Raw genomic sequence first — 17,649 nt, 5'->3', positions numbered from 1 at the left:
GCAGAGCGGAATTATATTCTCCTAATGGTCCCCACTTGGGAGTGGAGGACGCTACGCTTTCCTTTTTTGCTTTTTGTGGCCGCCAAAATCGTTTGGAGACCGGTCCCTTTCCTTATCCCTTGGCTATAGGGTTCAAAACGAAGTTGGAGAACATTAAGAGCTTCGTTCCGGTGGTTCGCGTCCTCCACCACTGCTTAATCTCCGAAGCAAAGCATCCAAGTTCTGACTGCAGCAATAAAATTCTTCCGATTACGAATTAAAAAAACGGGGGCAAGACTAGAGAAGTCCTATCCTGGAGCCTGGTTAATCTGTCCTCATTCCAAGCGGCCAGCTACATGCGGCCTATCCCTGCCAACAAAAAAGTTTTCAGATTACCGCTATTGTTTTTCCCCTCAATTTCCTCCAGCAGCTTTGCCTATGACCATTCGATTTCATGATTTAGACCGTTTGGAACAACTTGAAACGCCTTATCCTTTGATCATCAAACCAACTTCCGATTGGAAAAAATCGATTTTATTTTATCCCGTATCACTCGTTATGAACAAAATAAACCGCCCGCCTATGAGCTGGAGGGTTGGTATTGGACGGGTACTTCCAATAAGTTTCCTGTAGAAAAAAGCAAACAGGCTGTATCAAATCCAAACAACGACAGAATACTTGGTAACAAAGATGACTCCAGAGCCCAAGGACGAGGATCACCGTGTTTCTTTGCTGCGGATAGTTAAATAACGCACCACGCAAGGTTCATATTATTTTGAAGAGGTAATATGTCATAATGTCCTTTCACAAAAGCCATTTCGTCCGGGTCCCATTTGGTCTCATTCACTGGAGGAAATAAGCCAATCGATATTTTTAAATCATTGGTATGCCTCCTGGGTAATCGGGATAGTTTTAGGTAATCATTACGAAGATTTTTAAAGAAGTTCTGCTCGTTTTGGATGCTAAAACATTTTAATTCCATAATCATCTTCTGATTCTCTGAGAAAGGGATATATAAATCACAGCGCTGCCCATTTCCGTATACTTTTTCTTCACGGGGCGCTGGAATATTATAATGAAACGTAAATTTATTATACAGAAACAGGGCTATTTCACACTGGGCCCAAATCTCCCAGCCTCCCTTAAATTGATATAATATCTCCATCTTATCTGCATTGACTTCGGCCCATTCATAAATACTGGCACTAATTTGCTCCTCTATCGGCATAATGCTATTCCCTCCTTCCATTATTTCCACTCTATCGTATCAACGGACTCTGTTGTCCGCGGCACACGGTGTTTGTGGAATTGTTCATGTATCTGTTCGTTCAACCGGCTTTTGATGGACGACATATACACCGGATCCGAAACCCAAACCTGTAATACAAGGTTCAGATACAGGTCGCCAAATTCTCTGAATTGAACAGCCGGGGCCGGATCGCTTAATACATAAACGTGGTGGTCGATCTCCTTTTGCACCACATCAAGCATAATTCTCCGCGCCTGCTTTACGTCCGCTGCGTACGAAACATTGACCGGAAGATCTACACGAAGACGTGTATCGCCGTGAGAAAGATTGGTGACCCGTTTTTCTAAAAAGTATGAGTTGGGAATAATCATGTGCTCGTTCGTTAATGTCCGCACCACGGCCGCACGGATCTGGATGTCTTCAATATCTCCCGTCACTCCATCCACTTCGACCCGGTCTCCCACCTGGATCGGCCGTTCCATTAACAAAATAATGCCGGCAATGAAATTGGAAGATAAATTTTGCAGGCCAAACCCAATCCCTACACCAATCACACCTGCGAAAATGGAGAGAGCACTCAGATTGACTCCTGCTGTATGCAAACTAACAAATACAGCAATGACCATCAGCGTGTAGTGAAACACGCGATTTAATGTAAAACGGATGCCTTTGTCAAAATCATAGTAATCGTATACTTTTGGAAACAGCAGCCTTGTCATGACTTTAGATAATCGATTGGCCAGGGAAACCAGCATAATCAATACGATAATCAGCACAATGGAAACATTTACATCACCGAGAGAAAATAAGGTCTCTTTGGACCAATTTTCGCTTACAAGGAAATCCCAGTAGACAAACGTAAATAGTAAAATTGCAAAATACGTGCACCAATTGAGCACTGCTGTCAGCATGCTTTGATAAAGCGGTGTTTTATGTTTTCGAACAATAAGAAAAAACCAGCGGAGCAGCCATCGGCACAGAAAAAGGAGTAATACACCAACGAAAAAATCCCCAAATTCAGAAAAATAATGAAAGATTACCTGCTCGTCCATTTCGTTCCCCTTCCTGCACAAATTAGGTTGTACAACGACACGATATGAACAAAAGGAGTGGATTATGAATAGTATTATAAAAACTGGGATTTCCCGAAAAAGCAAGGTGCAGGGAAAAAGAGAGAGGGAACTGCTGAAGAAGGATAAAAATCACTTAATGGCATAAAAAAAACAAGGGTTTCTATTGTTTGAAACCCTTGCCGTTTCTAAACCAGGTCCTGTTTTACGCCGTGCCATCCTGCTGCATGGCTCCGCCGATGCAGCGGCCCATTCCGTATGGAACACATAAAGGGGTTCCGAACAGTGGATCTGCAGAGATTTGGCATTCCATCCCGAATACATGACGAACCGTATCGCAAGAAATAATTTCTTCCGGCCGTCCCTGGGCAAAAATCTGCTTATCTGCAATCGCCGCAAGATTATGAGCGTAGCGGCACGCCAGATTCAAATCGTGGAGCACCATCACAATGGTACGGTTCTCCTTTTGATTAAGATGGAATAAAAGGTCGAGAATTTCAATTTGGTGGGCCATGTCCAGGTATGTCGTTGGTTCATCCAGCAATATGGTATCGGTATCCTGCGCCAGTGTCATCGCAATCCACGCTCTCTGACGCTGTCCGCCGGAAAGAGAATCGACCGGGCGTTCTGCCAATTCATCCATATTCGTTTCTTTTAACGCCTTGTTCACACTGCGCTCATCTTCTTCCGACCACTGCTTCAGCCAACTTTGGTGAGGATAACGCCCCTGCTTCACCAGCTGCAGAACCGTTAAACCTTCGGGAGCTGAAGGGCCCTGGGGAAGGATAGCCATCTCCTTGGCAATGTTGCGCGTGGATAATTTAGAAATCTTTTTCCCATCCAGCATGACAGACCCTGACTCCGGCTTCATTAGTCGGGCCATCGAACGAAGCAGGGTTGATTTGCCGCACCCGTTTGCTCCGATTAAGACTGTAATTTCTCCCTTGGGAATGCGGATGGAAAGCTCATCAATGACTTTGTCCTGACCATAGGATAATGTTAACGATTCAGTTTGCAGCCGACTCATCATGTACCGCTCCTTCAATCTTTCAGATTTTCCCTGACTATGGTTACAAGTTGCGATTCTTAAATAATAGATAAATAAAGTAAGGGGCTCCAATTAATGCAGTGAACACGCCTGCGGGTACTTCCAGCGGAGAGAACACGGTTCTGCCAACCAGATCGGCGGCTAATACGAGCATTGCCCCGATAAAGGCGGAAACGGGGATAAGCGCCCCGAACGCGGAACCTACCAGATTTCTCGCGATATGAGGAGACATCAGCCCGACAAAACCAATCCCTCCCGCAAAGGCAACCGCTCCTCCCGTTAAAGCAGTACTCACAAACAACAGTCCTACACGCTGTACCTGTACTCTGCTTCCCAGCCCTTTAGCCATTTCATCTCCAAGTTCCTGAAGGTTCAAGTTCCTGGATAAGAGAAACGTCGCTGTAAGTAAAACAAGAGCCCAGGGAGTTAATATTGTGACATCATCCCAGGTTGATCCATAAACCGTTCCCGTCAGCCATATGTTCGCCTGACTGGCCCGGTAGATAGGACCAACAATCATCAGTAACGTGGTCAGAGCCTGGGCCAGCGTGGAAATTCCAATTCCAATCAATACGAGACGCACAGGGGAAACACCATTTTTCCAAGCGAGACCGTATACAAGAAAAGCAACCAGCGTAGCCCCGATAAAAGCGGCCAACGGAAGCCAGTGAATACTTACCGTAAGAGCATTGTTTTCATTACTGAATACCGCTAAAAATGTAACAACTGCAACTCCTGCCCCGCCGGTAATACCAATAATATCCGGCGACGCCAGAGGATTCCGGATAATCCCCTGAAGAATCGCCCCGGCGGCAGCCAGACACATCCCAACCAGCATCGCTATGATGATTCTCGGGAGCCGGAATGATGTAATAACCAGCTGCTGTGTCTCTTCTCCTCCCCCAAAGAGAACACGCATCACATCCAAAGGTGGAATGCGCATATCCCCCAAGCTGATACTGGCGATCAGGAGAGTGAGTGTCAGAACCAGCAGGACAACAATTGTAAGGAATGCCTTCCAGTCCAGAAGAAAAGAAAACCAGTTTTTAAATCGAATCGGAAGGTATTTTTTCATTTCATGCTCATCCCCCTCCTGGCAATGTAGATGAAGAAGGGGGTTCCAATAACAGCCGTCATCACCCCGACAGGAACTTCCTGCGGCATAATAATAAATCTTGCAGAGACATCAGCCGCCATTAAAAGAATTCCGCCAAGAACAGCGCAATACGGGAAGATCCAGCGGTGATCCAGCCCTACAAGAGGGCGGACAATATTCGGAATGACGATACCGATAAACCCAATCGGGCCTGCCACCGCGACAGATCCGCCCGCAAGCACAATCACCAGTAAAGCACAGGAGAGCTTGGTTAACCCGATTTTCTGTCCAAGGCCTGCGGCGACGTCTTCTCCGATGGCCAAAGCATTGACCGGCCGCGCGATAAACATGGCCAGGATCCAGGCTGCGCCTATATACGGAAGCACGTATAATAAGTATTCAATGTCCCTTCCCTGCACCGAACCGGCCAGCCAGAACAGCACTTCGTCAAGCGCCTGCTCATTAAGAACAAGCAGGCCTTGCGTGAAAGAGGAAAACAGCGCTGCCATCGCAGAACCGGCAAGGACTAATTTCATGGGGCTGAGCCCTTCTTTTCCGAAAGAACTTAAAAAATAAACAATAAAAGCCGCTGTAGCAGCACCTAAAAAGGCAATCCATATAAAATGCTGCATGCTTGTAATAGAAAATAAGGACACAGCAGTGACCACAAAAAAGCCGGCTCCCGCATTCACCCCCAAGATTCCCGGGGAAGCGAGCGGGTTTCTCGTCAGCGCCTGCATGATGGCGCCGGCTACCGCCAGGCTTGCTCCTATTACAGCAGCTGTTAAGGCACGGGGCATTCTTTCATTTCGTATCACTAAATGTTCATTGGATTGATCAAATTGTGTATAAGCATCAATGACCATTGAAAATGTTATAGAGGTATAGCCGAATATGATACTTCCCAGAATGCATGCAACGAAAACAATCATACCTATAAGCAGTCCCGCCACTTTCGCTTTCGGGGATTTCAGTATCATATGGCCAATCTCCAATCTAACTTCACTAACCATCCTACTCTTGCACCTTTAAGTTTAAAGAAAAGAAGAGGGCATTGTCAATGATGTTGAAAATCATTATCATTAATTTATTGACAGTGAGAATCATTCTCTATAATATCATTATCAGAGAAGAAATCATACTTCTATCCCAATTATTTTAACGCTGGAGGTACATATCAATGGTGAACTATTTAACATCTCGTTCCTGGTTCAGCATTCTCTGTCTTGCTGTAACCTTTATCCTTCTATTATCTGCATGCGGAGCGGAGGAAAACACAGAGGAAGAGGGAGAAAACAGCCAGGACACAGAAGAAACATCAGATGAGACGACAGAAGAAAGCCAGGATTCATACACCGTCGAACATGCGATGGGAACCACAGAGCTCGAAGGAACTCCGGAGGATATCGTTATTCTCACCAATCATGGCACAGAAGCCCTTCTTTCTCTTGGCATCACACCTGTGGGGGCTGTTCAGTCTTGGACAGGAGATCCATGGTATGACCATATCGAAGAGGATATGGAAGGCGTAGAAGTGGTCGGAACCGAAAGTCAGGTAAACCTCGAACAAATTGCGGCGCTCGATCCTGACTTGATTATCGGAAATAAGATGCGGCAGGAAGATGTCTACGAGCAGCTAAATGACATTGCTCCCACGATCTTCGAAGAAAGGCTCCGCGGGGACTGGCAGGCCAACTTTGAGTTGATCGCAGAAGCAGTTAATAAAGAAGAAGAAGGTCAAGCCGTCCTGGATGAATACGATCAGCGCATTGCAGACATTCAAGAACAGGCCGGAGATAAGCTGGATCAGGAAGTTTCCGTTGTCCGCTTTACAGCAGGAGACGTACGGATCTATCAGAAAGATTCCTTTTCCGGTATCATTCTGGATCAAATCGGCTTTAACCGCCCTGAACCTCAGGACGAGGAGGAACTGGCGATCATGGAAGCCACAAAAGAACAGATCCCGCTGATGGAAGGCGACGTTCTTTTCCATTTCACCTATGAAACCGGGGACGGCGAAGCCACCAGCGTTCAGGAAGAATGGCTCGAGGATCCGCTTTTCCAAAACCTTGACGTCGTACAGGAAGGAAACGTTCACGAAGTGAGTGACGCGATCTGGAACACAGCCGGCGGTGTCCGTGCAGCAAACCTCATGCTGGATGATATTGAAGATTATCTCGCCGAAAGTGAATAAGTAAGAAAAACAGAGGTTAAGAAGCCCGCTTAACCTCTGTTTTTTAATGGTGCATGGATAATTCTTAAGCGGCAGTTAGAGAGCTGTCCCAAAAAATCCGGTCCCGGCGCGGACATTTGTGAAATAATGGAATTAATGTTCCGCTGCTTCCCGTCTGCCTCAGCATAGCCTTTCCTATAGATGTCTTCAAAAGCTGTCCGGCGCTGGAAAAACGGAGCTTGGGGAAATCACCCAAGCTCCGTTTTTTAAATACTTTTGCAGCGCATTCACTGCAGAAGTAATCGGAGGACAACAGCGCGGAATTATTTTGTCCTAGGGGTCTCCACTTGGGGATGGAGGCCCCTACGCATTCCTTTTTTGGTTTTTGTGTCCCCCAAATGCTTTTGGAGACCAGTCTTTTTCCTTATTCCTTTACTGTTGGGTTCAAAAGCTAAGTTGGAGGACAATAAGAGTTTCGTTCTAGTGGTTTGTGTCCTCCACAGCTGTTGCTGGCTTTCCTAAGCACCAGGAAAAGGTGCGGCCGGGCTTTTTTTATGCATTTAACGAGGATAGACATTTGTACGGTGCGCCCATTCTTCCCAAATCCTTTTCATCTCCTCTACCTTTTCCGGGTACTTCTCCACCAGGTTATGCATTTCATTTCTATCCGAGTCTATGTGGTAAAGCTCCCACTCTTTTTCTTTTACCTTGGAGAGTTTCCAGCTGCCTTGACGGACGCCGGCATTCTGTTCATGCTCAAAACATAATGTTCTTTCTGTGGCGGTCTCCCCTAAAAAAGCAGGCAGTAAACTTTCGCCTTCCATCGGGAGAATGTCACGACCCTGATGTGTTTTAGGATATTCTACTTCTGTAATATCAACGAATGTGGCCATAAAATCGATAAAATGTCCCGGGCGGTGGTCAATGGCTCCCTTACGTTTCACTTTTTCCGGCCAGTGGGCAATCAGCGGCGTACAGATCCCGCCCTCGTGAATGTAATGCTTATAAAGCTGTAAAGGGGTACTGCAGGCGTTCGCCCATCCGGAGCCGTAACTATGGTACGACCCAGGTCCTCCCATATGATCGATATCTTCTTTTCGATGCAGCATATTGGAAGTGGTGATCCAGTTGTCAAACCCCCATGGATCCCATTCCGCACAGGCGCCGTTATCCGAACAGAAAAGAATTAAGGTATCCTCCAACTCATTTTGCTCCCTTAAATCCTGCAGCACCCTGCCGATGTTTTGGTCCATACGATCCACCATAGCAGCGTAAACTGCCATCCGCCGCGCCAGGTCTTTCTGACGATCTGGATCAATAGACTCCCAAGCTGGATTGATGCCGTGAATATCCCGGTCTCTATTCCAATATTCGGAGCGTGGCGGCAGGGGAACATTTTCATCCACAATGTTTAATTCCTTCATCCGCTCCAACCGCTCTTCCCGAATTATATCCCAGCCTTTTTCATATACTTTTTTATATTTTTCGATGTCTTCTTTCGGTGCTTGCAATGGGAAGTGCGGAGCATTATAGGAAAGATAGAGGAAATAGGGCTGGTCCTTATGACGAGACTCCTCTATAAAATCCAGGGCGTGATCCGTGATCGCATCCGTAGCGTAAAATTCCTCTTCTCTGTAAGTCTGCCCGGGTTTTCCTTCCGGCAGTCGAATATAATTCTTTTTATCCCAGAAACTTGCGAATCCCCCTAAAAGGCCGTAAAAATCGTCAAAACCGCGTTCCGTCGGTCCCGTTTTCCCGACATGCCATTTCCCGGCTAAGTACGTGTGATACCCGCCTTTCTTTAATACCTCTGCGAGTGTTACGCACTGATCTTTTAAATAGCCGCGATAACCGGGGGTTTCACGGTCCTGATCCATTTCTCCGACGCCTGCTTGATGGGGGTACAGGCCGCTTAGGAGGGACGCTCTGCTGGGGCAGCAGCGGGCGGAGTTATAAAATTGGGTGAAGCGCAGGCCATTGCCGGCTAATTGATCGATATTCGGCGTATCGATTTCACTGCCGTAACACCCTAAGTCGGAATAACCTAAATCATCCGTTAATATCAAAATAATATTGGGCTTGTTCGCTGACATTTATTCTGCCTCCTAGAGATATTATATTTCTTGTATCATAAGGGAAGAAGACTCTTTCTTTCTCCCTTGCTGCTGCTTTAAATGGGCACGGTTTATTGCTTTCCCCGCTATTTTCATATGGACAAGAGCCAATATACTGCTGATAGAAACGATGGCTGCCGCCGGCAGTACAAAGAGAAAGAAGGACAGAACCACCGTCCACGCAGCTGCCTGAAGAACGACATAAGGCAGCGACGACATACCAAGGAGCAAGGAATATTTCAACTGACGAAAAAGAGGTTCTTCAAAGTAAATGATGACTGGGAAGATGAACAGCAGAACCAGAAGAAAGAGACCCAGCAAGATTGAAAAAATAAACGTTAACCCGAGCCCTGCGATATGATCGATCCGGGAAACTATAAGCAGATCAGCGCCTAAAAACCCTCCGGTTACGAATAAGATTCCACCCACGGCATTCCCTTTTCGAAATGCCTTTCTATAAGCGCTCCAAAATGTTAGGAATGTACTGGTTTCCTTATGGAACCCTTCCGTCTCCCACTTTCTGATGACTTCATATAGAGCAATTGTGGAAGGAAACACACCAAACAGGATCCCGCCGAGCAGGGAGAACCCAACCCACAGCCCATGCAGGTAAACAATTTGCACTATCCCATCGATCGCTCGAAAAAGGACGTTTCTGGAACTTTCTGTTTTCCCCACTTTTTTTCTCTCCTTTCTTCTCTCTCATCCTTTTATCCCGGAAAAGCTGACTCCTTTAATAATTTGTTTTTCAAAGAGGAGAAAGGCGATGATAACAGGGATGGATGCCAGGGCATTTACCGTCATCGGTTCCACATACGTATCCGAATAAGCTGAATTAAAGGCTGGAATACCAACAGGAAGGGTATAGAGACTTTCAGACACGATAGCTAAATAAGGCCAGAGGAAATTGTTCCAGGACGCAATGAAGGTCAGTATTCCTATCGCGGCCATCGCAGGTTTAGCAAGCGGCAGAACAATATTCCAATATAGGCGCCAATCCGAGCAGCCATCGACTTTTGCACTTTCAATAAGTTCATTGGGAACCCCGTCGAAAAAACTTTTCAAAATAACGACGCCAAGCGGTGTAGCGACCATGGGCAGGATCAGTCCGCTGTACGTGTCGAGCATATTCATGTCTCCTACTATTTCAAAAAGTGGTATGATCATCGCTTCCCCGGGCACCATCAACCCCGCTAAAAAGAAAATAAAGATAAATCTCCGGTAGGTAAAATGCATTTTGGAAATCGCAAAGGCGGCGAGGGAAGTTAGGATTAACGTCACAATAGTAGTCATTATTCCGACAATAAAGCTGTTCCAGGTCCAAAGGAACACATCACTGCCGGTTATAATTTCAATAAAGTTCTCTAACGTATACGGCGGCAGGAACCAGGAAAGCGGCTCTGCTGCCGCGGCCTCCTCTGGTTTTAACGACACAAATATCATCCATACAATGGGAAAGAGAAATATTAACGCCATAACAAACGCAAGAATAACCTTTAGAAAATGAAATGGATCCCGCTTTTTTTCCAGTAAGGTCTGCCCTTTCTGACTCATATGATTCTACCCCCTCTTCCGCCGGATCGCAGTTGTACTATCGACAGCAGCAGCAGCACAATAAATAAAATATAAGACATCGCCGCCGCATAACCGAGGTCGGCCCGCTCAAACCCCATTTCATAAATATATTGAATCATCGGCCTAGTAGCGGTACCGGGCCCTCCTTCTGTAATCAATAATATCTGGCCAAATACTTTGAAGGAAGCCAACACCTGCAGTAAGAGGATAACTCTGGCGATGGGGAGCAGCTGCGGAAAGGTAATCGACCAAAACATGTTCATACGTGTAGCTCCGTCTACTTCTGCCGCCTCATATAAATCCTCCGGAATATCCTGCAGGGCTGTTAAAAAAAGAATCATATTAAACCCTACGGTCCACCACAAGGTCACCGCAATAATCGTTACCCATGCGAGAGACGGCGTGTTCAGCCAAAACGGCTCTACATTTATACCGAACATTTGAATAATATTATTCACCACACCGTTATACGGCTGCGCCATAAAGATCGCGACGTAAGAAATGACGGAAACAGATAGAATACTGGGAAGGAAATAAGCTCCGCGGAACAATGTTTTCATTTTGGTATTTAAGTTAGCGAGCAAGGCTAAGATGAGGGCTAAAATAACCATTCCCGGGGTCGAAAAAATGACGAACATCGTGGTGTTCCGGAAAGCTTCCCAAAAATTCGGGTCCGTCAGTAAACGAGCATACTGCTCAAAACCGATGAACTCCTTCTTTTCAATCAACGTCCATTCAAAAAAACTCATTTGCATCCCTTTAAAAATGGGATAAATCGTAAACAGCATATAAGCAATAAAAAACGGAAGAAGAAAAGGGACCGGCCGCATTTGTGTTTTCCAAAACGATTTTTCCAACAGTTCCCACCTGCCTTTCTTTATTTAGTGACGACTTCTAAATCATTGATCATATTTTCAATTCCTTGTTCTGGACTTATCCGGTCGGCCAGAATTTCATCGAGGTTTCTTATCATTTCTGTTTCTGCCGGGCGGTAGTAGATGGATTTTGGCGGGTAATCTACGTAATCAGCGACTTCCACATAGTCAGCACGGTGAGGGAGTTCCTGAAAAGCTTCGGACTCAATGGTGTCGTTATGGGCAGGAATATGGCCTGCCTCGGACCAGGTCAAACCGCCTTCTGTGGTAACATACTCCATAAAATCCATCGCCGCCCGCTGCCGTTCCTTATTTGTGTTTTCTTTTATCGGCATGATCAGCGTATGGGAATTACCAAACGCCCCCTCCTGTTCAAATAATGTTGGAACAGGGTACGCCTGAAAATCCAGCTCTGCTTCTTCCCAAATACCAGTACTCCAAACCCCTGTAATAATGCCGGCCGCTCTTTCATTTTGAAAATCCTGATAAAAATCAGCTAAATTAAGCGGTACAATTTGGTCTTCATACGTCCATCGTTTTAAAAACTCAGCGGCTGCTACAGCGGCCTCTTTATCTATCGTGACGTCGACTTCATTTAATTCTTTCACATCAAAAATAGGTCTCCCGCCCATCTGGTGGTAAAAAGCCCACCACATCCGGTACGCATCGATCGCTCCCGTGGAAAAAGCCAATGGCATTTCTTCCATATTTTCTTGTTTAGGGCGTTGAAAAAAATCTAAAAAGGCCTCCGGTGTTTCTTCTTCCAGTAATAGTTCTCCGTTATCATCGATCATTCCCGCTTCTTCCGCTAATTCGGTATTCAGATACATAACCGAGGTATGTGTATCTAAAGGAACAGCATACCTTTCTCCCTCTACTTCTACGGCTTCAAGAATGTTTTCATTGTACTGCTCCCAGTCAAGATCCGCTTCGTCCGCGATCGAATTCAACGGGATCGTTAACCCCTGGTTAATTAATTCTGGCAGTACCGTAGCGTGGCTGATAGCGACATCCGGCCCGCGGTTTGCAACAACACTCGTCGTAAGCTTCGTATAATATTCATCAAAGTCCTGCAGTACCATGTTGACGTACACTTCATCCTGGCTTTCATTATAATTTTGTACGATTTCTTCCATGAACCCTAAGTCCCCTCCGCCAAACAGAACCCAGTAATCAATCTGCATTTTTCCGTCGGCTGTTGTCTGCGCGGTATTCCCGCAGGCGCCAAGAAATAACAGCATGACCCCGATTAATGCTATTTTTCCTTTTCGACCCATCTCATCCCCTCCTTTATCATTTTCGTTCAATTGAAAAGGTTTTGACTATTTAGTAAAGAGCAGCAATAGTATTCATTGCTGCTTCTTTCTAGTTGGCCCCGGCATCGTTGATTTCTTTAATTTTCTGAAGCGGCACTTTAGGTGTTCTGTCTTCTCTCAGCAGTCCGTTGATTTCCTGCTGAACATCGGTAGTCTGGGTATAACAGTAGCCAACGATATAAGGAATGGCTTTTATTGCCTCGGTGATCTCCTTATAACGCGCCAGGAATTCATCTTCTGTATCGACCTGATGGCCGTATCCCCACCCTTTCCCTTCATTAAAGGCAATACCGCCGTATTCGCTGATGATAATGGGCTGGCCTTTGTATTCATATCCTTTGGCCAACGCATACTTTCCCTTGTTATGCGGGATTTCATTGGCAATAATTGGCTGTTTCTCTCTATAACGCTGAAAAAAGGCACTGCCTGCTTCTTCATAATCATGGAGGGTGATAATATCAGACACGGTATGCTCCCAGCCGTCGTTGACAATAACAGGCCTGGTGGAGTCCAGCGCCTTTGATAAATAATAAATCGATTCTGTAAAGGCCTGTTGTTTTTTATCCTGAAATATGGCGGGCACTCCCCACGATTCATTGAATGGCACCCACGTAATGATGGACGGGTGGTTATAATGCTGTCTCATGACAGCCAACCATTCCTCCGTGAAGGTTGCTACGGCTTCGTCCGTATATTCATAAGCCGCCGCCATCTCCGACCAAACCAGCAGCCCCTTTTTATCACACCAATATAAAAATCGTTCATCCTCCAGTTTTTGATGCTTTCTCACCCCGTTAAACCCCATGTCGATCGTCTTCTCAATATCTTCAAGGACCGCTTCCTCCGAAGGCGGGGTCAGCATGGTATCCTTCCAATATCCCTGATCGAGCAGCAGCTTCTGGTAGAGCGGCCTATTATTTAATAAAACCTGGCCGTCTTTTATCGATACCTTGCGCATCCCAAAATAAGATTCTACTTGATCCACCACCTGATCGTTTCTGTATAAGGAAAAGGTGACATCATAAAGGTGAGGTTTAGCGGGCGTCCAATAAAGGACCTTCCATTCATTGATATCCGAATACATATCTATGTTGATGCTCATCGTTCTCCGATCGGGCGTGAACGAATATTGCTTCAAAGGCTGCCCTTGATACATAATGGTGGTCTTTACGGTGTAGTCTTTGTTCACTGGGGAAGACAAAGTATAATCAAACGATACACTGTTGGTATCAATGTCCGGAGTCATTTTGACATGTTGAATGCTGGCTTCGTTTACAAATTCCAGCCAAACCGTCTGCCAAATCCCAGTCGTCTGCACATACCAGCAGCCAAAATTTTCATCCCGCCAGCGCTGCTTGCCTCGCGGCTGGGTGCAGCGGAGACTATCCTCGACTTTAACGGTGAGTACATGATCTGATTCGTTTGTAAGCGCTTTCGAAATATCGAATGAAAATGCGCTGTTTCCCCCTTTATGCTCTCCTATATAAAGACCATCCACCCACACTTTCGTGAGATAATCAGACGCTTGAAACCACAGAATCGTTTTCTTCGAGGCCTCCTCGGCGGGGATTTGAAAGGGTCTTTGATACCAGACATACGGATGAAATTCTGTATCCCCAATCCCGCTTGCTTCCGTTTCGTAAGTAAACGGAACCAGGATCTCTTTCGAAAATCTCTTCTTTTTCATCCATTGGCTGGACTCCCCCACATTTTCGTCATCAAAAGCAAACGACCAAGTTCCGTTTAGATTCAACCAGGAATCTCGTTTGAATTGAGGACGTGGATACTCTTTTCGCGGAAGTGTGTTTTCCTCCTTCATAACCCTGCACTCCTTCTTTCAACAATCTTTTTTAAAATACTTAATAAAGTAATTAATCTAAGAATACGTGGTCTCCAAAAAAGAGTCAATGGTTCTTTTGTTACTTTCTTGTTTTAAAACATATTTCTTGTATAAAAATCTATGCCATCACATAGAAAAAAAGAGTTATTTTTTTGCAGCTGAACAAAAAATAACTCTTTTGTCGGGCATTGGATGTTCATGCTCTTGTAAATAATACTTTTAGATTTAAGTCCTGGTTAAAATCTCCCATCCCGGCCCCAAAAAGATTGATTCCGCCTTTATGCACCGCGTCGTCCTTAATACCAATTTTGACGGGTAAGACAGAATTGCTCCCGATCGTTATATCATCCACGGTGACCTGGGACAGAAATACATCATCAATGGTGGTTTTGTCCTTTTTCACCTTCCATGTTTTTAACAACCCGTACTGCGTACTGGTTGTTTTTCCCCAGCTCCCCGTATTCAACCGCCCCGGCCTGTCCCCGAAATCACCAGGGCTTGTCCAGGTACCTATTTCCACATCGTTGAACCAAACGGATATGTCAGAAGGCCAATGGGGATCATAGTTGGGGGCCTCAGAGCAAACCTCAGCAGAAAGTTGAATCTCTGTAATCACAGCATCTGCCGGAATAGTAATTGGAAATTTGTATTCAAAATAGCCTTTTCTTGTCCATATCAGCTCGGCATCCGTACGAATCGGGTCATAAAAATGGACCGGGTTGTCTTCTGCTGCAAGCACCCCGTCCCCATTTGCCATTCCACATGTCGGCGAAACCTCAAAGTCCACATACTGGCCGATCGGCATGTTTACAGTCACAAAGTCTTCCTGCTTCGCAGGGTTTTCCGGCGGCTTATTCAACTGGATATGTATATCATCAAAATTTCTGGTACATACCTTCATCACACCCCGTTTGGCCGGCCTCAGCTCTGTAATAATAAGCAGGGCGTCCTCGAGCACTTTTACATGGGCTGCCGCGGTGGACAACGGTATTTCCAAAGCTTCCCCTAATTCATGAATATTCATCGTCCGCTGATTTAATAGATGAATCATTTTAAGACGGATTTCAGAAGATAAAGCGTGAGATACTGATTTTAATTGATCCAGATTATTGATGGAAAGCTCGAGCACAAGGGATCACCTCTATTATGTTATCTGTAAAAACTATCAACAATTGTCCCTATTATAACAGTTTTTCTTGGAGATTCTGTTATTAAAACAAAAAACCTGCAGTAAAATACAAATCATCCATACTAAGGACCCAAGTGTTCTCCTATGTTTGTACAAGTGATACTCAAACCATACATAAATTTGGCTGCAGACGTAAAGAATATTGTTGATAACAAGGTCGGCAAAAGATAGATCTTGGAGTAAATAATAAAGGAGAATGACTAATGAATGCACAACGAGCACAAGAAATTTCATCTTCCCCGGAAATGGCTAACGTAGTATATGACGGGGAGCCTGTTTATATTGAACATGTGGATCAACAAGTTGGGGTAGCTACTATACATTCCCTTGATAATCCCGACAGCATTAAAAGTGTTTCCGTGACCAGCTTGGAAGAACAATAGAACAAAGAGAGCTTCTTCGCTGCGGCTTTGCCGAAAGAAGCTTTCCAAAAGGGAAGGGGCTAACTTAATTACTTCCTGCACGATCGAGTAAGTGCCAGACCGCTTCGACCACTTCGTCTGGACTATCTGTGTGGATCGTGGTATGCCCGGCGCTGGGGAGAATACGATGCTCCCCGTGCGGAACGGAGTCTGCTAATTTTGTGTAAGTTGCGTTTTTAGCAGTATTAAATGGGTTCATCGTGTCACGCAGGAATGATTTACTTGTCATCGGAGTCATGAATGGGTCCACCCCCATCGCTGTGAACACGATCAAAGGAATATCGGGCATATCTCCTCCTTCACGTACTTCGTTATAAAGCTCACTGTTTAAATTTTTCCTTTCCTTCATCGTTTTCATTAATGTCCGGAGATGATATTCAATCAGCGGTTCCCGGATCGAATCCGGCCACTCGGCAAGCATCTGTTCGAATAAATTTCGAAAGGTCCGCTTGTAAGTCAGGAGTGTCCGCAGGATAGGATAAACCTGCTGAAACACGTAGCGTTTCTTTAATTTTGGCATATTGGTGAGCAAGTCTTCGTGGGCCGGTTCCAAAAGAACCATCCCGGCCGCCTCGTCTGGAAATCGCTGGGCGTACCGGCGTGCGTATATTCCACCTAACGAGTGGCCGACGAACAGATAGGGAGCCGGCACCCCGGCGGTTTGCAAGAGATTGCGTAATTCATCCGTAACCTCTGAGGCCCTTCGAGGCAGGTTAACCGGTTCGCTCCAGCCCGTTCCCGCTCGATCATAAATCACTGATGTTGTACGCTGTCTAATTTTATTGTGAATATTCAGATAGTCAAGTCCGACCATACCGGCAGCCGGTAAAAACACTACAGAGGGACTTCCCGAACCAGAACAGTCAAGGAACAAGCGTCGCTCTTCCACGTCGTAGTAACGTCCAATCGGCGGTCCACTGAGCTTATCAGCTTGGTGTTTCTTTGTATTTTCTTTCATTGCGGTATCGATACCTCCCATAACTTTATTTGTAAAAGATTTTCCGGAGTTCATTAAGATAATCATCAAGTTCTGCCACCATCTTGTCCTCATCCAATTCCGTGAATTCTGACGTTCTAATATCGTCTAGTATTTGATTTGAAAAACCGATATTCGACCAAAAAATAATTTGTTTGCTTCTTTCCACGTCCAGCCCTTCTTTAAATTTAGATTCATCCACGAGATCAAACAGTGCCGCATGGCATAGTGGTTGTTTTTCGTTTACTCTTCCTTCCAGTTCTTTATTTATCTCCGTTGACTTAGTGCCAGCCGTCATCTGAATAAATTCAAAAATCCAGGGATGCTTTTGCAATAATTCAATCTGGAGAAGATAGGATTGGCGCATTTTTTCAAAAATATCTTTTTCGTTAAAATTCATGACCTCAAGATATTCTTTATTCATCATCTCCGTACAGTAATCATACAGGAATAGAAAGAGATCTTTTTTACTGTGTACATAGTGGAACATTAACGCCTTTGAATTCCCGGACGCTTTGGCAATCGCATTAGTCGAAGCATCGTCAAATCCCTTTTGGGCAAATTCCTTTAATGCAGCATTTAAAATAGCATCCCTTCTTTTAGGTTCCAGATTCAATATTTTTGGAAGCATGATACCACCCTTATACATATGCACTGTTTACCTGATAGGTTAATTTTATCATACCTTTATTTACCTAAAAGGTCAATTTTCTATAAGTTCGTTTTT

General features: G+C 45.2%; 16 protein-coding genes. 2 read left to right on the top strand and 14 right to left on the bottom strand.

What is annotated here, in order from left to right; translation table 11 throughout:
- Window positions 1–721 precede the first annotated feature (721 nt).
- From G475_RS0113630 to G475_RS0113610, 5 genes are all read right to left on the bottom strand, one after another.
- Window positions 722–1,207 (bottom strand): hypothetical protein, encoded by a 486-nt coding sequence (locus G475_RS0113630; protein ID WP_026701769.1) that lies wholly within the window; start codon window positions 1,205–1,207, stop codon window positions 722–724.
- Window positions 1,208–1,227: 20 nt separating this feature from the next.
- Complete coding sequence (locus tag G475_RS25120; protein ID WP_051302527.1) at window positions 1,228–2,280, bottom strand: mechanosensitive ion channel family protein; 1,053 nt, start codon at window positions 2,278–2,280, stop codon at window positions 1,228–1,230.
- Between the two features lie 223 nt (window positions 2,281–2,503).
- Entirely contained in the window at window positions 2,504–3,325 is an 822-nt protein-coding gene (locus G475_RS0113620; protein ID WP_026701768.1) for an ABC transporter ATP-binding protein, read from the bottom strand.
- Between the two features lie 43 nt (window positions 3,326–3,368).
- Window positions 3,369–4,421 carry a FecCD family ABC transporter permease gene (locus tag G475_RS0113615; protein WP_026701767.1) on the bottom strand — a complete coding sequence of 351 codons (1,053 nt, stop codon included), beginning with the start codon at window positions 4,419–4,421 and terminating at the stop codon, window positions 3,369–3,371.
- Window positions 4,418–5,422: a FecCD family ABC transporter permease gene (locus G475_RS0113610; protein ID WP_026701766.1), complete on the bottom strand. Its 1,005-nt coding sequence runs from the start codon at window positions 5,420–5,422 to the stop codon at window positions 4,418–4,420. Before G475_RS0113610 ends, G475_RS0113615 begins: the two co-directional genes overlap by 4 nt.
- A gap of 200 nt (window positions 5,423–5,622) precedes the next feature.
- Between G475_RS0113610 and G475_RS0113600 the strand changes: the two genes are divergently transcribed.
- Window positions 5,623–6,636 carry an ABC transporter substrate-binding protein gene (locus G475_RS0113600; protein ID WP_035711227.1) on the top strand — a complete coding sequence of 338 codons (1,014 nt, stop codon included), beginning with the start codon at window positions 5,623–5,625 and terminating at the stop codon, window positions 6,634–6,636.
- Between the two features lie 539 nt (window positions 6,637–7,175).
- On the opposite strand, the gene G475_RS25115 is transcribed toward G475_RS0113600, so the two are convergent.
- The 7 genes from G475_RS25115 to G475_RS0113565 form a co-directional block, all read right to left on the bottom strand.
- Window positions 7,176–8,708 carry an arylsulfatase gene (locus G475_RS25115; protein WP_051302525.1) on the bottom strand — a complete coding sequence of 511 codons (1,533 nt, stop codon included), beginning with the start codon at window positions 8,706–8,708 and terminating at the stop codon, window positions 7,176–7,178.
- A gap of 21 nt (window positions 8,709–8,729) precedes the next feature.
- Window positions 8,730–9,407 carry a YesL family protein gene (locus G475_RS0113590; protein ID WP_026701764.1) on the bottom strand — a complete coding sequence of 226 codons (678 nt, stop codon included), beginning with the start codon at window positions 9,405–9,407 and terminating at the stop codon, window positions 8,730–8,732.
- 24 nt (window positions 9,408–9,431) lie between these two features.
- The gene (locus G475_RS0113585; RefSeq protein WP_035711224.1) at window positions 9,432–10,283 is read right to left on the bottom strand and encodes a carbohydrate ABC transporter permease; all 852 of its coding nucleotides are present in this window, start codon (window positions 10,281–10,283) and stop codon (window positions 9,432–9,434) included.
- Window positions 10,280–11,161, bottom strand: coding sequence for a carbohydrate ABC transporter permease (locus G475_RS0113580; protein ID WP_026701762.1), 882 nt, complete (start codon window positions 11,159–11,161; stop codon window positions 10,280–10,282). The genes G475_RS0113585 and G475_RS0113580 overlap by 4 nt, the downstream gene beginning before the upstream one ends.
- A gap of 20 nt (window positions 11,162–11,181) precedes the next feature.
- Entirely contained in the window at window positions 11,182–12,456 is a 1,275-nt protein-coding gene (locus tag G475_RS0113575) for an extracellular solute-binding protein (protein ID WP_026701761.1), read from the bottom strand.
- A gap of 88 nt (window positions 12,457–12,544) precedes the next feature.
- Entirely contained in the window at window positions 12,545–14,314 is a 1,770-nt protein-coding gene (locus G475_RS0113570) for a glycoside hydrolase family 2 protein (RefSeq protein WP_026701760.1), read from the bottom strand.
- Window positions 14,315–14,531: 217 nt separating this feature from the next.
- Window positions 14,532–15,464 carry an ArsR/SmtB family transcription factor gene (locus G475_RS0113565; protein WP_026701759.1) on the bottom strand — a complete coding sequence of 311 codons (933 nt, stop codon included), beginning with the start codon at window positions 15,462–15,464 and terminating at the stop codon, window positions 14,532–14,534.
- A gap of 263 nt (window positions 15,465–15,727) precedes the next feature.
- Between G475_RS0113565 and G475_RS0113560 the strand changes: the two genes are divergently transcribed.
- Window positions 15,728–15,907, top strand: coding sequence for a small acid-soluble spore protein H (locus tag G475_RS0113560; protein WP_026701758.1), 180 nt, complete (start codon window positions 15,728–15,730; stop codon window positions 15,905–15,907).
- A 64-nt stretch (window positions 15,908–15,971) separates the two neighbouring features.
- Here the strand turns inward: G475_RS0113560 and G475_RS25110 are convergent, their stop codons facing one another.
- Both G475_RS25110 and G475_RS0113550 read right to left on the bottom strand, forming a co-directional pair.
- Window positions 15,972–16,970 carry an alpha/beta fold hydrolase gene (locus G475_RS25110; protein ID WP_051302522.1) on the bottom strand — a complete coding sequence of 333 codons (999 nt, stop codon included), beginning with the start codon at window positions 16,968–16,970 and terminating at the stop codon, window positions 15,972–15,974.
- Window positions 16,930–17,553 (bottom strand): TetR/AcrR family transcriptional regulator, encoded by a 624-nt coding sequence (locus G475_RS0113550; RefSeq protein ID WP_026701757.1) that lies wholly within the window; start codon window positions 17,551–17,553, stop codon window positions 16,930–16,932. The genes G475_RS25110 and G475_RS0113550 overlap by 41 nt, the downstream gene beginning before the upstream one ends.
- Window positions 17,554–17,649 lie beyond the last annotated feature (96 nt).

Origin of the sequence: Salibacterium aidingense DSM 18341 (assembly GCF_000429685.1) — a bacterium.
Lineage (GTDB): Bacteria > Bacillota > Bacilli > Bacillales > Marinococcaceae > Salibacterium > Salibacterium aidingense.
The sequence above is the reverse complement of the archived record's forward strand: the minus strand, read 5'-3'. Positions and strand labels throughout refer to the sequence as shown.

Bases quoted from the DNA above. Each gene is read 5' to 3' on its own strand.
- G475_RS0113630 (WP_026701769.1), bottom strand. From the start codon at position 1,207: ATGCCGATAGAGGAGCAAATTAGTGCCAGTATTTATGAATGGGCCGAA.
- G475_RS25120 (WP_051302527.1), bottom strand. From the start codon at position 2,280: ATGGACGAGCAGGTAATCTTTCATTATTTTTCTGAATTTGGGGATTTT.
- G475_RS0113620 (WP_026701768.1), bottom strand. From the start codon at position 3,325: ATGAGTCGGCTGCAAACTGAATCGTTAACATTATCCTATGGTCAGGAC.
- G475_RS0113615 (WP_026701767.1), bottom strand. From the start codon at position 4,421: ATGAAAAAATACCTTCCGATTCGATTTAAAAACTGGTTTTCTTTTCTT.
- G475_RS0113610 (WP_026701766.1), bottom strand. From the start codon at position 5,422: ATGATACTGAAATCCCCGAAAGCGAAAGTGGCGGGACTGCTTATAGGT.
- G475_RS0113600 (WP_035711227.1), top strand. From the start codon at position 5,623: ATGGTGAACTATTTAACATCTCGTTCCTGGTTCAGCATTCTCTGTCTT.
- G475_RS25115 (WP_051302525.1), bottom strand. From the start codon at position 8,708: ATGTCAGCGAACAAGCCCAATATTATTTTGATATTAACGGATGATTTA.
- G475_RS0113585 (WP_035711224.1), bottom strand. From the start codon at position 10,283: ATGAGTCAGAAAGGGCAGACCTTACTGGAAAAAAAGCGGGATCCATTT.
- G475_RS0113575 (WP_026701761.1), bottom strand. From the start codon at position 12,456: ATGGGTCGAAAAGGAAAAATAGCATTAATCGGGGTCATGCTGTTATTT.
- G475_RS0113570 (WP_026701760.1), bottom strand. From the start codon at position 14,314: ATGAAGGAGGAAAACACACTTCCGCGAAAAGAGTATCCACGTCCTCAA.
- G475_RS0113560 (WP_026701758.1), top strand. From the start codon at position 15,728: ATGAATGCACAACGAGCACAAGAAATTTCATCTTCCCCGGAAATGGCT.
- G475_RS25110 (WP_051302522.1), bottom strand. From the start codon at position 16,970: ATGATTATCTTAATGAACTCCGGAAAATCTTTTACAAATAAAGTTATG.
- G475_RS0113550 (WP_026701757.1), bottom strand. From the start codon at position 17,553: ATGCTTCCAAAAATATTGAATCTGGAACCTAAAAGAAGGGATGCTATT.